Genomic DNA, 13004 nt, shown 5'->3' with positions numbered 1-13004 from the left:
CCCTTGCTCGCGCATGTTCAACGCAATAATGCGTTTCTCGCGTTGGGCTTCAGGAGTCATGCTGCGGGCGTCGATGTGTTTCATAAAAATATTATGACATGCCCTATAGAATTGCCGAGTTAATATCGTTCGAACCCTTCGACTTCGCAACAATTGGACTCAGGAGCACCTTGCCACGCTTGTCAGCCGATCGAGGCGAACGATTCAGAGAGTGGAGCGCGATGGCAAGTGTGACCTGGAGACTCGAGCTGCACTAGCCGCAGTGCTCAAAGTCAACGCACGAGAGTTGCTGCACGGAGATATTGCACAACACGACCACGATATGCCTGCCGACACAACGTACCCGCAAGCCCCAGCCACGCCGATCACACCCGGGGCGCTGTTCGCCTACGCCAGCGCTCATCCAAGACCACTCGACCTCATTCATGCAATTGCGACGCGCAGATGTCTTACAGTAAAACACATGGACGGCGACGCACTTTGGTTGCATGAGCAAGTGAACGCTCTTGAGATCAGGACGATCCGAGAATTGGACGACCTATTGTGTGTCCATGGCGAATCTACCTCACGCCTTTGCGACTACCTTCGTCCAGAAGGTGCAGTTGATTCAGGCTTCATCCTTGAACGGCTCTTCGAAATTGTAGCTATCGAGCGCGGCGGAGAAGCTGGCCTTGTCTCGTTCGAAGAATCTTTGAAATTGTCGAGCGGCGGCGCATCGTGGGCAAAAGAGATCTATCGCCACTACCAGGAAGTCGTCGCATTTGGGTTAGGTGCCCTATGCACGAGATGACGCCAACCCTACGTTCCAGCCGACCTACTCCTCAAAGCGACTGGTGCCGTCACGATCGCGGTCGTATCGTCTCGTGAGTGGAAACGGCGGCAGCCAGGACTCGCGACGGACGGTCCAGAGTTCGTAGGTCGGCACCAGTTGGTCAGGGGCATCCAGGGACCCCAGGTTCACTTCGATTTCGTCTGCGGTGCGTGAGAAAACGGACGAGCCGCAGCGGGGACAGAAAAACCGCCCGGCGTAGTCGCGTGTTTCGCCATCGATCGTCACCGCATCCTGAGGGAATATCGCGGAAGCGTGAAAAAGGGCCCCATGATGCTTGCGGCAGTCGAGACAGTGGCAAATGCCGACCCGGTACGGGAGCCCCGACGCCACGATGCGGACGCTACCGCACAGGCAACCGCCCGTGAATCGCTCCATGCTGCACCTCCTCTAAAATCAAGCGGGTGGAATGTTTACAACGGACAACACGGTCATTCTGCGAAGCGCCAATCGTTACAAGCGGCTGCCGGAGAGCCGGAGGGGTTGCGGCGACCCGTGCAAGAGCCGCTTGCGGAATGCCGTGATGGCAAAGCCGGCGATAGCGCGCCAACACGGCTCCCTGTGCCGGGGTGAGCCTGGCGCGTTCGGCCCGGCACGCGTCGCCGGGGTATCCGACCGCGCCCCGCCCCCTCACTCCTTCTTGTTCCGCACATAGGCCGTGCCGGCCGAGGAGAACACCGCCCACGAGTGGTCGGGTTCCCCGTCGTAGCCGTTTTCCCACAGCACCAGGATGGTGGCGCCGAACTTCTTGGCGAGGGCGGCGTAGCGCGCCATGCACAGCCGGCAGGGGCAGACGGTCTGGCCGATGCCGATGTAAGGCTTCTTCTTGACCGAGGCCGCCAGGCTCTCCCACATCGTGTACTCGGCGCAGACGCTGGCGCCGTGGCCGGTCTGGTCGAAGCTGCGGTCCTCGAAGCCCCATTCGAGACCGGTGAGCGCGTTGCCCTTGCTGTCGTAGTTGGCGCCGAAGACGCTGAAGGCGATCTTCTTCTCGCGCTTCTCGGGCTTGTTCTTGCGCTCCAGCCGGCTGATTTCGACTTCGGGCATCGCGACGGCCGAGTACATCGCCGTCAGGCAGACCTCGTCGGGCAGGCTGTTGCTGTTGGCGCAGGCGTCCAGCGTCGGCTGGCGGACGATCGTGGTCAGCGCGGTGCTCGCGGCCGCCTCCCATTCGGACGGCGGCTTCTCCTCCTTGCCCGGGTTCTTCGGGGCATCGGCCAGCACGTCGAAGCGGCAGATCTTGCCGCACCCGGGGCAGCCCTTCCGGGGCTTCTCGTCGACCTTGTGACCGCAGTTGCTGCACTTGAACGCCATCGCGCCCTCTCCTCCGGATTGCCGGCGCGCCGCGGCGCGCCACCGTTGCCGGCATGGGCGCCGCGGCTTCCTTAAGCGCCGCGCGCGGCCCGTGCCAGCGCCACCAGCCAGGGCCGCAGTTGCGCACTCGCGCTCATGGCCTCGGCATAGGCGATACGTGCGAGACCGGCGTTTCGGTTACACAGGTCGAAGCCGTCGGGGTCGAGCCCGGTCATGCGCCAGTCGCCGCCGGGCAGGCCGGCGTGGCGGGCGATCGCGGCGAGCGCGTCGGCGTGGTCGGCGTTCATGTGCGCGAGGGCGTCGGCTTCGAGCGCGGCGAGGCCGTCGACCTCGGCGGCGAGGAACTCGGCGCCGCGCCACCAGCGCGCGGCACCGTAGCCGCCGTTGACGTGCACGCGCTCGACGACGAGGCGAAACGGGTGGAAGTCGAGCGCGGCGTAGCGTTCGGCCTCGGGGTGGCGGCGCAGGATGCGTGCGAGCAGCGCGGCGGCGTCGACGCGCGCGGCCTGGCCGAACAGCACCAGCCGCGCGCCGGAGAGCGGTTCGCGCGGCGGGGCGTCGAGTTCGACGTGCAGGCTCGCGCGCGGGTCGCGTTCGAGGTTCTTGCGGTGGTGCGCGAGCGCCGACAGCAGCAGCAGCGGCTGGCCGGCGTGGTCGAAGCTCGCCAGCGTCAGCGCGCCGGCGGGGTAGCCGGTGATGCCGCGGCCGTCGTCGTGGGCGAGCGTGGCGAGCACCGCGCGGTCGCAGCCACGCAGGCGGTTGCGCAAAAAGAAGGGCGTGATGACCGGGGCGTTCATCGCGCGCTCCCGGGCCGGCGGCCCATGGCGGGGAACCGCGCGCGCGCCGCGGCGTCCGTAGCAGCGTCGCGGCAGGCGACCTGGATCATGGCGCCGCCGCGCGCGGCGGCACAGGCTGCAGCGCATCGCTTCATCCCCACGCTCCCGGAGCCGGACCATGTCATCGAAATTCGCCCCCCTGTTGTTGTTGCTCGGCCTCGCCGCCGGCATCGCCGCCGCCGAGCCGCTGGTCGAGGTCCACAAAGACCCGAACTGCGGCTGCTGCGGCCGGTGGATCGAGCACCTGCGCGCCGAAGGCTTCGCGGTGCACGTGACCGACACCGGCGACCTGGCCGCGGTGAAGCGCGCCGCCGGCGTGCCGGCGGCGCTTGGTTCGTGCCACACGGCGATGGCCGACGGCTACGTGATCGAGGGCCACGTGCCGGCCGCCGACCTGCGCCGCCTGCTCGCCGAGCGCCCGGCGCTGCGCGGCCTCGCGGTGCCCGGCATGCCGCTCGGCGCGCCGGGCATGGACTACGACGGGCGCCGCCAGCCCTACGCGACCATCGCCTTCGACGCCGACGGCCGCCAGGCGGTGTTCCAGCAGCACTGAAGGCGCTCAGCCGGCGGCGAGCGCGTCGAGCTCCTCGGCGCTGAAGCCGCCGGCGAGGCGCGCGGCGACGTTGAACGGCGGGTGCACCGCGGTGCGGTATTCGCGCAGCAGTGCGCGGAAGGTCGCCTGCGGCTCCAGCCCGCGCTGCGCGCACAGGTAGGCGAACCAGTGCGAGCCGATCGCCACGTGCCCGACCTCGTCGCGCAGGATCACCCGCAGCGCGGCGACGGTGTCGACGTCGCCGGCCTGGTCGAGGCGCTCGATCATGCCGGGGGTGACGTCGAGCCCGCGCGCCTCCAGCACCCGCGGCACCAGCGCCATGCGCACCAGCGGGTCGTGCGCGGTGCGCCGCGCGGCCTCCCACAGGCCGTCGTGCGCCGGCAGGTCGCCGTAGTCGGCACCGTGCGCCGCGAGGCGCGCGCGCAGCAGCGCGAAGTGCGCGGCCTCCTCGGCGGCGACGCGCAGCCAGTCGCCGTAGAACGCCGCGGGCAGGCCGCGGAAGCGGTGCGCGGCGTCGAGCGCGAGGTTGATCGCGTTGAACTCGATGTGGGCGACGGCGTGGATCAGCGCCAGGCGCCCGGCCGGCGCGGCCAGGCTGCGCCGCGGCACCGCGCGCGGCGGCACCAGCTGGAGCCGCGCCGGGCGGCCGGGCGGGTCGACCGCGGCGAGCGGCGCGGCGGCATCCGCCGCGAGGCGCCCGGCGCACCAGTCGGCGTGCGCGGCGGCGGCGGCGGCGCACTTGGCCTCGGGGTCGCACGCACGCAGGGCGGCGAGCGCGGCGCTGTGGACGTCGTGCATCGGGGGCCTCAGCGGTTGCCCGGCGGTGCGCCGAAGTTGACGAAGGGCAGCCCCGGCTCGGCGACGCGGTCGGCCGCGCCGGTGCGCAGCACCACGCCGGGCTCGCCCTGCTCGACGGTGAAGCAGGTCGCGCCGGCCAGCGCGAACACCGCGAGCGCCGCCAGCCCGAGGGGGATGGCGCGCCCGAGGCCGCCGGCGAGCGCCGCCGCCGCGCCGGGCCCCGACGCCGCCGGGGCCGCCGGGCGGTTCCTGAACAGGCTCATGTCGGCTCCTCGGCGGGTAAAGGTGAAGGGCGGCACCTTAGCGCGGAATCGCCGGCGGATCGAACCGCCGCCGCCTCAGCCGCCGGCCGCCGCCACCGCGAGCGCGCGCCACGCCGCGAGCTTCGCGGCGAGCGAGCGCCCGGCGTGCGCGGGGCTCGTCGACGGCAGGCGGACGAGCGCGGGGAGCGCCAGCGGGTCGAGCCGGCGCAGCACCCAGCGGCGGAACACCGCCTCGGCGGTGCCGCCGTTGAAGAACACCCGGGTGATCCCCGGGTGTGCGGCGAAGAACGCCGGGAAGTCGTTGATCTGCATCGAGGCCGGGTCGATCGCGGCATCCAGGCTGCCATCACGCCGGCAGGCCGCGAGCACGTCCCACACCGCGACCCCGGCCGCGCGCAGCCGCGCCGCGCGCTCGGCGTAGGGCAGCCCGGGGCCGGCGTCGAACAGCTCGCCCATCAGCGGCCAGAAGGCGTTGCGCGGGTGCGCGTAGTACTGCTGCGCCGCCAGCGAGGCCGCGCTCGGCATCGAGCCGAGCACCAGCACGCGCGCGTCGGCCGCGGCGATCGGCGCAAAGCCGCGCAGCGGCGGCGTTGCCGTCATGTCATTCATCGAAATCCTCCGTTAACCGGTCGGCCTGAAAGTCCGCGCCGTCGTCCCCCGTCCTCAGGAGCATGCACCATGTCCACCCCCTGGCGCCTCGACTGGTCCCACGGTTCGCTGTACGTCGAGCCAGTCGGCGCGATGCTCGGCCCGGTCGAGTTCCGTCTCGACGACGGCCGCGTCGTGCAGCCCTTCGACGTCTTCCCGTGGGCCGACGAGCCCGCCGCGCCGGGCAGCGAGCCGATCACCGGCCTGCTCGCGCGCGCGCGCGGCGACTGGCCGTGCCTGCCGTTCGGCTACGTGTTCCCGCGCGACCAGCTCGCGCCGGCATGGCTGCCCTACTACTCCGAGGCCGACGAGGGCCCGGCCCACGGCCACTGCGCCAACGAGCCGTGGACGCTGGTCGAGCACGGCCCGGCGCGCATCGTCTGCACCTTCGACAACCCGCCCGATGCACCCATCGCGCGGCTGACGCGCATCATCGAGCCGGTGCCCGGTGCGGCCGCGATCCGCTGCGAGCTGGTGATCGAGGCGCGCCGCGCCTGCCGCATGCCGCTCGGCCTGCACCCGACGCTGAAGCTGCCGGCCGAACCCGGCGCCTTCGAGATCCGCCCCGGCCGCTTCGCCTTCGGCCGCACCTTCGCCGGGCTGTTCGAGCCGGGCGCGAGCCGGCTCGCCGTCGACGCGGTGTTCGAACGCCTCGACGCCGTGCCCGACGTCGACGGCGGCACGCTCGACCTGACCCGCCTGCCGCTGCCGCGCCCGAGCGAGGACCTGCTGCAGCTGTGCGGCGTCGACGGCGAGGTCGAGGTGCTCGACCACGCCGCACGCTACCGCCTGCGCCTGAGCTGGGACGGCGACGCGATCCCCGGCCTGGTGCTGTGGATCAGCAACGGCGGGCGCGGCTATTACCCGTGGAACGGCCGCCACTACGGGCTCGGCGTCGAACCGGTCGCCGCGGCGTACAACCTCGGCGTGGCGGTGTCGAACGCCGACAACCCGATCGCGCAGGCCGGCGTCGCCACCACGGTGGCGTTCGACCCGGCGACGCCGTGGCGCACCGAGTACCGCTTCGCGGTCGCCGGCCTGTAAGGCCACGCGCGGCCTACGCGATCGCCGGCACAGTGGTTTCGACCAGCCAGTCGACCACGCCCTTCAGCGCACCGAAGCGCCCGATGCCGGCGTCGCGGTGCGCGCGGTAGATGCGGATCTGCTCGTGGGCGCTGGTGCCCTCGGCGACGATGCGCTGCATCTGGCGCACCGCGTCGTGGCAGCCGAGCGCCTCGACGTCCTCGGCGATCAGCTCGGCGAGGTCGGCGACGATCTGCGCGAACGGCCGCGTGCCGCTGCCGTCGGCGTCGATGAACTCGGCGGCGGTGCCGTAGCGTTTGGCGCGCCAGCGGTTCTCGTCGATCAGCCGCCGCGTGTACACCGTGTGCGTGCACCCGAGTTCGGGGCGGCGCACGTGCGCGCGCACCAGGCAGCGCAGCAGCGCGGCGATCGCGAGGCTGTCCTCGACGCGGGTGCAGCTGTCGGTGATGCGCAGCTCCAGCGTCGGGTAGCGCTCGGAGGGGCGGATCGCCCACCACAGGCTGCTCGCGCTCTCGGCGGCGCCGTTGCCGACCAGCAGGTCGACGAAGCCCTGGTACTCGGCCTCGTCGGCGAAGTGATCGGGGATGCCGGTGCGCGGCCACTCGTCGTAGGCGGCCTGGCGGTAGCTCATCAGCCCGGTGCGCTGGCGGTCCCAGAACGGCGACGAGGTCGACAGCGCGAGGAACACCGGCAGCCACGGCATCATCCGGTTCATCAGGTCGACGCGGTCGACGCCCTGCGGCACCTCGACGTGGATGTGCAGCCCGCACAGCAGGTTGCGGTAGGCGACGATCTGGAAGTCGTCGATCAGGCGGCGGTAGTGCGGCTTGTCGGTGTGGCGCTGTTCGGGCCAGCGCGCCAGCGGCGCGGTGCCGGCGGCCAGCAGGCTCAGGCCGCGCTCGCGGGCGATTTCGGCGATGCCGCGGCGCAGGCGGATCATCTCCTCGCGCGCTTCGGCGCAGTCGCGGAACACCGGCGAGGAGATCTCGATCTGTGACTGCAGCAGTTCGTGGGTGACCGAATCGCCGAGGCTGCGCCGGCAGGATCGGACCAGTTCCTTGGGAACGTCCGCCACCACGTCGCGGGTGGCCGGGTCGACCAGAAAAAACTCTTCCTCGATACCGAAGGTGTAGGCGTGTGCGTCAAGGTGTGTCATCGCGCTTCCTCCAGGAGGCAGGCGCGACCGCAGCCCGCCTGTCCTCCGTTCCGAATTCCATGAACGGGCCTTCGGCACACGCCGAAGCGAACCCCGCTCCCGAGACATGCAACAGGACTCTCCTCCCTCCTCACTGCGGTGGATACAGCAGGGATTTGACAACGGATGGCGCCGATGGATCGCGGCGCCGGCGGATCACCGGCCCGGCCGCTCCGGCAGCGGGGGCGGCGTGCCGGCGTGACGCCCGCCCAGGGGCCGGGCAGGGGCCGGGCAGGGCGACGGCGCGGGCGGCCGGCAGGGGCCGCCGCACGCGCCGGGACGCAGGAGGCCCGGGCGCAGCGGTGGCGCCCGGGGCCCGGCCGCTAGCCGGTCATCTGGTCCCAGAAGCTCTTGACCTTGTCGAACCAGCCCTGCGACTGCGGGGCGTGCTCGTGGGCGCGGTCGCCCATCGTCGCGGCGAAGCGTTCGAGCAGGTCGCGCTGCTCGGCGGTCAGGTTGACCGGGGTCTCGACCGTGACCTTGCACAGCAGGTCGCCCTGGTTGCCGCCGCGCACCGGCTTGACGCCCTTGTTGCGCAGGCGGAACACGCGCCCGGTCTGGGTCTCGGCCGGCACCTTGAGGTTGACGCGCCCGTCGAGCGTCGGCACGTCGAGCTCGCCGCCGAGCGCGGCCATCGTGAAGCTGATCGGCACCTCGCAGTAGAGGTCGTTCTCCTCGCGGGTGAAGATCGGGTGCGGCTTGACGCGGATCTGCACGTAGAGGTCGCCGGACGGCCCGCCGCCCTCGCCCGCCTCGCCCTCGCCGGCCAGGCGGATGCGGTCGCCGTTGTCGACGCCCGGCGGCACCTTGACCGACAGCGTCTTCTGCTCCTCGACGCGGCCGTGGCCGTGGCAGTGGTCGCAGGGGTCCATGATCACCACGCCGCGGCCGTGGCAGCGCGGGCAGGTCTGCTGGATCGAGAAGAAGCCCTGCTGCATGCGCACCTGGCCGACGCCGTTGCAGGTCGGGCAGGTGCTCGGCTTGGTGCCCTTCTTCGCGCCCGAGCCGTTGCAGTGCTGGCAGCTCACCAGCGTCGGCACGCGGATCTTCGCGGTGGTGCCGAACACGGCCTCTTCGAGCGTGAGGTCGAGCATGTAGCGCAGGTCGGAGCCGCGGTAGGCGGCGTCGCGGCCACCGCCGCGGCCACCGCTGAAGATGTCGCCGAAGACGTCGCCGAAGATGTCGGAGAAGCTCGGTCCGCCGCCGGCGCCGAAGCCCCCGGCGCCCCCGCCCGCCGCGCCCTCCAGCCCGGCGTGGCCGAACTGGTCGTAGGCGGCGCGCTTGCGTGCGTCGGAGAGCACCTCGTAGGCCTCCTTGACCTCCTTGAATTTCTCTTCGGCGACCGCGTCACCGGGGTTGCGGTCGGGGTGCAGCTTCATCGCCAGGCGGCGGTAGGCCTTCTTGATGTCGTCGTCGCTCGCGTTCTTGGCGACGCCGAGCACTTCGTAGAAATCGCGCTTGGGCATGGACTTCGGGGCTCTGGTGAGCGGGGCGCGGCACGCCCCTCACAAACGGCGAAGTCCGGAGGCCGTCATCCGGCCCCGGACTTCGTCGCGATGCGCTGGCTGGCGCTTACTTGTGTTCCTTCACTTCCTCGAACTCGGCATCGACCACGCCGTCGTCGCGCTTGGCTCCGCCGCCCGCCGCCTGGGGACCGTCGCCGCCGGCCGCGCCCTGCTGCGCGTAGACGCGCTCGGCGAGCTTGCCCGAAGCCTCGGCGAGCGCCGCGGTCTTGGCGGCGATCACGTCCTTGTTGTCACCCTTCACCGCGGTGCGCAGGTCGGAGAGCGCCGACTCGATCGCCGCGCGCTCGGCCCCCTGGACCTTGTCGCCGAGGTCCTTCAGCGTCTTCTCGGAGGCATGGATCAGGTTCTCGGCCTGGTTGCGGACATCCACCAGTTCGTGGAATTTGCGGTCCTCCTCGGCGTGCGCCTCGGCGTCCTTCACCATGCGCTGGATCTCGTCGTCCGTGAGGCCCGAGCTCGCCTTGATGACGATGCTCTGCTCCTTGCCGGTGGCCTTGTCCTTGGCCGAGACGTGCAGGATGCCGTTGGCGTCGATGTTGAAGCTCACCTCGATCTGCGGCACGCCGCGCGGTGCCGGCGGGATGTCCTGCAGGTCGAACTTGCCGAGCGACTTGTTGGCGTGCGCCTGCTCGCGCTCGCCCTGCAGCACGTGCACGGTCACCGCGCTCTGGTTGTCGTCGGCGGTGCTGAACACCTGCGAGGCCTTGGTCGGAATCGTGGTGTTCTTCTCGATCAGCTTGGTCATCACGCCGCCGAGGGTCTCGATGCCGAGGCTCAGCGGGGTGACGTCGAGCAGCAGCACGTCCTTGACGGTGCCACCGAGCACGCCGCCCTGGATCGCCGCGCCGACGGCGACCGCCTCGTCGGGGTTGACGTCCTTGCGCGGCTCCTTGCCGAAGAAGGCCTTCACCGCCTCCTGCACCTTGGGCATGCGCGTCTGCCCGCCGACCAGGATCACGTCGTGGATGTCGCCCACCGACAGCCCGGCGTCCTTCAGCGCGGTGCGGCAGGGGCCGATGGTCTTCTCGACCAGGTCCTCGACCAGGCTCTCCAGCTTGGCGCGGGTGAGCTTGAGGTTGAGGTGCTTCGGCCCCGAGGCGTCGGCGGTGATGTAGGGCAGGTTGATCTCGGTCTGCTGCGCGCTCGACAGCTCGATCTTGGCCTTCTCGGCGGACTCCTTCAGGCGCTGCAGCGCCAGCGGGTCGTTCGCCAGGTTGATGCCGGTGTCCTTCTGGAACTGGTCGACCAGGTAGTCGATCACGCGCTTGTCGAAGTCCTCGCCGCCGAGGAAGGTGTCGCCGTTGGTCGACAGCACTTCGAACTGCTTCTCGCCGTCGACCTCGGCGATCTCGATGATCGACACGTCGAAGGTGCCGCCGCCGAGGTCGTAGACGGCGATCTTGCGATCGCTGCCGCTGACCTTGTCCATGCCGTAGGCGAGCGCGGCCGCGGTCGGCTCGTTGATGATGCGCTTGACGTCCAGCCCGGCGATGCGCCCGGCATCCTTGGTGGCCTGGCGCTGGCTGTCGTTGAAGTAGGCCGGGACGGTGATCACCGCCTCGGTGACCTCTTCGCCGAGATAGTCCTCGGCGGTCTTCTTCATCTTCATCAGCACGCGCGCCGACACCTCGGGCGGCGCCATCTTCTTGCCGCGCACCTCGACCCAGGCGTCGCCGTTGGCGTTCTTGACGATCGTGTAGGGCACCAGGTCGATGTCCTTCTGCACCTCGGCGTCCTGGAAGCGACGGCCGATCAGGCGCTTGACGGCGAACAGCGTGTTCTTCGGGTTGGTGACCGCCTGGCGCTTGGCCGGCTGGCCGACGGTGATCTCGCCGTCCTCCATGAAGGCGACGACGGACGGCGTGGTGCGATCGCCCTCGCTGTTCTCGATCACGCGCGGCTTGCCGCCTTCCATCACGGCGACGCAGGAATTGGTGGTGCCGAGGTCGATGCCGATGATCTTGGCCATGTTCTGTTCTCTCTACGGGTGCTCGATGCGGGGTTGCGGGTGCGAGGCTGCGCTCGCGTCTGGCCGGGATGTGGGGCCGCCGGCGCCACCTTCAAGGCACGGCGGGCCGCGCATCGCTCACGGCGCGCGGGCGACGATGACCTTCGCCGGACGCACCAGGCGTTCGTTCAGCACATAGCCCTTCTGCACCACCTGCACGATGGTGTTGGGCTCGGCGCCGGGCACCGGCGCCATCGCCAGCGCCTCGTGCTGCTCGGGGTTGAAGCGCTCCCCCTGCGGGTTCACCTCGACCAGGCCGAACTTGTCCATCGCGGTTTCGAGCATGCGCAGCGTCAGCTCCGAGCCCTCGCGCAGCTTGGCCGGGTCGATGCCGTCGACCGCGGCGGCGATGCCCATCTCGAGGCTGTCGCGCACCGGTAGCAGCTCGCCGAAGAACTTCTCCAGCGCGAACTTGTGGGCGTTGGCGAGATCGCGCTCGGCGCGCTTGCGCAGGTTGTCCATCTCGGCGCGGGCGCCGAGGAAGGCGTTCCAGTGCTCGTCGGCCTGCGCCTGCACCTGGGCGAGCTCGGCGCGCAGGTTGGCGATCTCCTGCTCCGGCATGGCGACCGGCAGGTCCTCGTGCGGGGTGGCCGACGCTGCAGTCGCCGGCGGATCGTCCTGCACCGGCGCGGCGGCCGGGGCGTCGGTCTCCGCCGCGGGCGCAGGCGCGGCCCCGGCGTTGATGTCCTCTTGAATCATGGGCGAATCTCCGCAATCGGGTCGGATGTCGGGTGTGCCTCTGGCCGCGGCGTCGCACCGGCGGACAGGCTACCGTGACGCGAGGTGGGGATCAGACGCGGGAATTCAAGGCCGCCGACAACAGCCGGGCGGTGACGTCGACCAGCGGCACCATGCGCTCGTAGGCCATGCGCGTCGGCCCGACCACGCCGAGCACGCCGAGCACGCGGCCGTCGACCTCGTAGGGCGCGGTGATCACGCTGCATTCCTCGAGCACGTCGTAGCCGGTCTCGTCGCCGATGAAGATCTGCACGCCCTGCGCGTGCATGCACTGGTCGAACAGCCCGAGCAGGTCGCGCTTCTGCGTGAAGGCCTCGAACAGCTGGCGCAGGCGGGCGACGTCGGCGAGCTCCGAGAAGCCCATCAGGTTGGTCTGCCCGGCCATCACGAAGTCGTCGGCGGCCTCGCCGTCGGCGACGAAGGTCTGCTCGGCCATCTCCACCGCGCGGCGCATCAGGTCGTTGACGTCGGACTGCGCCCTGCGCATCTCGGCGAGCAGCTCCGAACGCACCTGGAAGATGTCGCGCCCGGCGAACAGCGCGTTGAGGTAGTTCGCCGCCTCCAGCAGCTCGATCCGCGAGTAGTCGCGGCTGACGTGGATGATGCGGTTCTGCACCTCACGCTCGTTGACCACCAGGATCGCCAGCACGCGGCGATCGGACAGCGGCAGGAACTCGACCTGGCGCAGCGTCAGCGAATCGCGCCGCGGCACCATCACCACCCCGGCCATGTGCGACAGCCCCGACAGCAGGGTCGAGGCCGACTGCACCAGGTCGGTGGTCGAGGCGTGCGGGTCGAGCGTGCGGCGGACGCGGTCGACGGCGGCCGATTCCAGCGGCTGCACGCACATCAGGCTGTCGACGAAGAAGCGGTAGCCGCGTACCGTCGGCACCCGCCCCGCCGAGGTGTGCGGCGCGCGCAGGAAGCCCAGCTCCTCCAGATCGGCCATGACGTTGCGGATCGATGCCGGGCTCAGCTCGATGCCGCCCTTGGCGAGGGTGCGCGAGCCGACCGGCTGGCCTTCCTCGATGTAGCGCTCGACCAGCACCTTCAGCAGACGTTGCGCGCGCTCCGACAATTGGGCCGCGGGCGCAGGATCGGGTTGGGTCACCTGACAGGCCTCCGCTTTGGCACTCCTGACCTGAGAGTGCCAGCCCACGCTAGCAACTCGCTTTCCAGGGTGTCAAGGCGGGTGCCGGCCCCGGCGGGTGCATGCGATCATAGCTCCCGGACCGACCCCGCAGGCACCCCA

Annotated in this window: 14 protein-coding genes; 3 read left to right on the top strand and 11 right to left on the bottom strand. The window is 70.4% G+C overall.

Going from position 1 to position 13004, the window contains the following annotated elements; translation table 11 throughout:
* Nucleotides 1–262 precede the first annotated feature (262 nt).
* A complete protein-coding gene (locus tag EV699_RS01140) occupies nt 263–790 on the top strand; it encodes a hypothetical protein (protein ID WP_132538108.1) in 528 nt (175 codons plus the stop codon).
* A 24-nt stretch (nt 791–814) separates the two neighbouring features.
* On the opposite strand, the gene EV699_RS01135 is transcribed toward EV699_RS01140, so the two are convergent.
* The 3 genes from EV699_RS01135 to EV699_RS01125 all read right to left on the bottom strand — a co-directional run bounded on the left by EV699_RS01135 (nt 815) and on the right by EV699_RS01125 (nt 2940).
* Nucleotides 815–1207: a GFA family protein gene (locus EV699_RS01135; RefSeq protein ID WP_132538107.1), complete on the bottom strand. Its 393-nt coding sequence runs from the start codon at nt 1205–1207 to the stop codon at nt 815–817.
* Nucleotides 1208–1459: 252 nt separating this feature from the next.
* On the bottom strand, nt 1460–2143 hold the full coding sequence (locus tag EV699_RS01130; protein WP_132538106.1) for a hypothetical protein: 684 nt from the start codon (nt 2141–2143) through the stop codon (nt 1460–1462).
* A 71-nt stretch (nt 2144–2214) separates the two neighbouring features.
* Nucleotides 2215–2940 carry a DUF2470 domain-containing protein gene (locus EV699_RS01125; RefSeq protein WP_165903980.1) on the bottom strand — a complete coding sequence of 242 codons (726 nt, stop codon included), beginning with the start codon at nt 2938–2940 and terminating at the stop codon, nt 2215–2217.
* A 157-nt stretch (nt 2941–3097) separates the two neighbouring features.
* Between EV699_RS01125 and EV699_RS01120 the strand changes: the two genes are divergently transcribed.
* A complete protein-coding gene (locus EV699_RS01120; RefSeq protein ID WP_132538104.1) occupies nt 3098–3532 on the top strand; it encodes a DUF411 domain-containing protein in 435 nt (144 codons plus the stop codon).
* Nucleotides 3533–3538: 6 nt separating this feature from the next.
* On the opposite strand, the gene EV699_RS01115 is transcribed toward EV699_RS01120, so the two are convergent.
* From EV699_RS01115 to EV699_RS01105, 3 genes are all read right to left on the bottom strand, one after another.
* Complete coding sequence (locus tag EV699_RS01115) at nt 3539–4330, bottom strand: ferritin-like domain-containing protein (RefSeq protein WP_132538103.1); 792 nt, start codon at nt 4328–4330, stop codon at nt 3539–3541.
* 8 nt (nt 4331–4338) lie between these two features.
* On the bottom strand, nt 4339–4593 hold the full coding sequence (locus EV699_RS01110) for a hypothetical protein (protein WP_132538102.1): 255 nt from the start codon (nt 4591–4593) through the stop codon (nt 4339–4341).
* Nucleotides 4594–4668: 75 nt separating this feature from the next.
* Complete coding sequence (locus EV699_RS01105; protein WP_132538101.1) at nt 4669–5202, bottom strand: DNA-deoxyinosine glycosylase; 534 nt, start codon at nt 5200–5202, stop codon at nt 4669–4671.
* Between the two features lie 69 nt (nt 5203–5271).
* On the opposite strand from EV699_RS01105, the gene EV699_RS01100 reads away from it, so the two are divergent.
* The gene (locus tag EV699_RS01100; protein WP_132538100.1) at nt 5272–6285 is read left to right on the top strand and encodes a hypothetical protein; all 1014 of its coding nucleotides are present in this window, start codon (nt 5272–5274) and stop codon (nt 6283–6285) included.
* 13 nt (nt 6286–6298) lie between these two features.
* Here the strand turns inward: EV699_RS01100 and EV699_RS01095 are convergent, their stop codons facing one another.
* The 5 genes from EV699_RS01095 to hrcA form a co-directional block, all read right to left on the bottom strand.
* Nucleotides 6299–7441 (bottom strand): carboxylate-amine ligase, encoded by a 1143-nt coding sequence (locus tag EV699_RS01095; protein WP_132538099.1) that lies wholly within the window; start codon nt 7439–7441, stop codon nt 6299–6301.
* 362 nt (nt 7442–7803) lie between these two features.
* Nucleotides 7804–8946 (bottom strand): molecular chaperone DnaJ, encoded by a 1143-nt coding sequence (gene dnaJ / locus EV699_RS01090; RefSeq protein WP_132538098.1) that lies wholly within the window; start codon nt 8944–8946, stop codon nt 7804–7806.
* A 106-nt stretch (nt 8947–9052) separates the two neighbouring features.
* A complete protein-coding gene (dnaK, locus tag EV699_RS01085) occupies nt 9053–10975 on the bottom strand; it encodes a molecular chaperone DnaK (protein WP_132538097.1) in 1923 nt (640 codons plus the stop codon).
* A gap of 117 nt (nt 10976–11092) precedes the next feature.
* Complete coding sequence (gene grpE, locus EV699_RS01080) at nt 11093–11713, bottom strand: nucleotide exchange factor GrpE (protein WP_132538096.1); 621 nt, start codon at nt 11711–11713, stop codon at nt 11093–11095.
* 91 nt (nt 11714–11804) lie between these two features.
* The gene (gene hrcA, locus EV699_RS01075; RefSeq protein ID WP_207922980.1) at nt 11805–12863 is read right to left on the bottom strand and encodes a heat-inducible transcriptional repressor HrcA; all 1059 of its coding nucleotides are present in this window, start codon (nt 12861–12863) and stop codon (nt 11805–11807) included.
* Between the last annotated feature and the right edge of the window lie 141 nt (nt 12864–13004).

The sequence above is a fragment of the Plasticicumulans lactativorans genome, assembly GCF_004341245.1.
Classification (GTDB): Bacteria; Pseudomonadota; Gammaproteobacteria; order Competibacterales; family Competibacteraceae; genus Plasticicumulans_A; species Plasticicumulans_A lactativorans.
This window is presented reverse-complemented; position numbering and strand designations above follow the sequence as displayed.

What these genes read in the sequence shown, in the direction of transcription:
- EV699_RS01135 (WP_132538107.1), bottom strand. Translation starts at nt 1,207, where the DNA reads ATGGAGCGATTCACGGGCGGTTGCCTGTGCGGTAGCGTCCGCATCGTG.
- EV699_RS01130 (WP_132538106.1), bottom strand. Translation starts at nt 2,143, where the DNA reads ATGGCGTTCAAGTGCAGCAACTGCGGTCACAAGGTCGACGAGAAGCCC.
- EV699_RS01125 (WP_165903980.1), bottom strand. Translation starts at nt 2,940, where the DNA reads ATGAACGCCCCGGTCATCACGCCCTTCTTTTTGCGCAACCGCCTGCGT.
- EV699_RS01120 (WP_132538104.1), top strand. Translation starts at nt 3,098, where the DNA reads ATGTCATCGAAATTCGCCCCCCTGTTGTTGTTGCTCGGCCTCGCCGCC.
- EV699_RS01115 (WP_132538103.1), bottom strand. Translation starts at nt 4,330, where the DNA reads ATGCACGACGTCCACAGCGCCGCGCTCGCCGCCCTGCGTGCGTGCGAC.
- EV699_RS01110 (WP_132538102.1), bottom strand. Translation starts at nt 4,593, where the DNA reads ATGAGCCTGTTCAGGAACCGCCCGGCGGCCCCGGCGGCGTCGGGGCCC.
- EV699_RS01105 (WP_132538101.1), bottom strand. Translation starts at nt 5,202, where the DNA reads ATGAATGACATGACGGCAACGCCGCCGCTGCGCGGCTTTGCGCCGATC.
- EV699_RS01100 (WP_132538100.1), top strand. Translation starts at nt 5,272, where the DNA reads ATGTCCACCCCCTGGCGCCTCGACTGGTCCCACGGTTCGCTGTACGTC.
- EV699_RS01095 (WP_132538099.1), bottom strand. Translation starts at nt 7,441, where the DNA reads ATGACACACCTTGACGCACACGCCTACACCTTCGGTATCGAGGAAGAG.
- dnaJ (WP_132538098.1), bottom strand. Translation starts at nt 8,946, where the DNA reads ATGCCCAAGCGCGATTTCTACGAAGTGCTCGGCGTCGCCAAGAACGCG.
- dnaK (WP_132538097.1), bottom strand. Translation starts at nt 10,975, where the DNA reads ATGGCCAAGATCATCGGCATCGACCTCGGCACCACCAATTCCTGCGTC.
- grpE (WP_132538096.1), bottom strand. Translation starts at nt 11,713, where the DNA reads ATGATTCAAGAGGACATCAACGCCGGGGCCGCGCCTGCGCCCGCGGCG.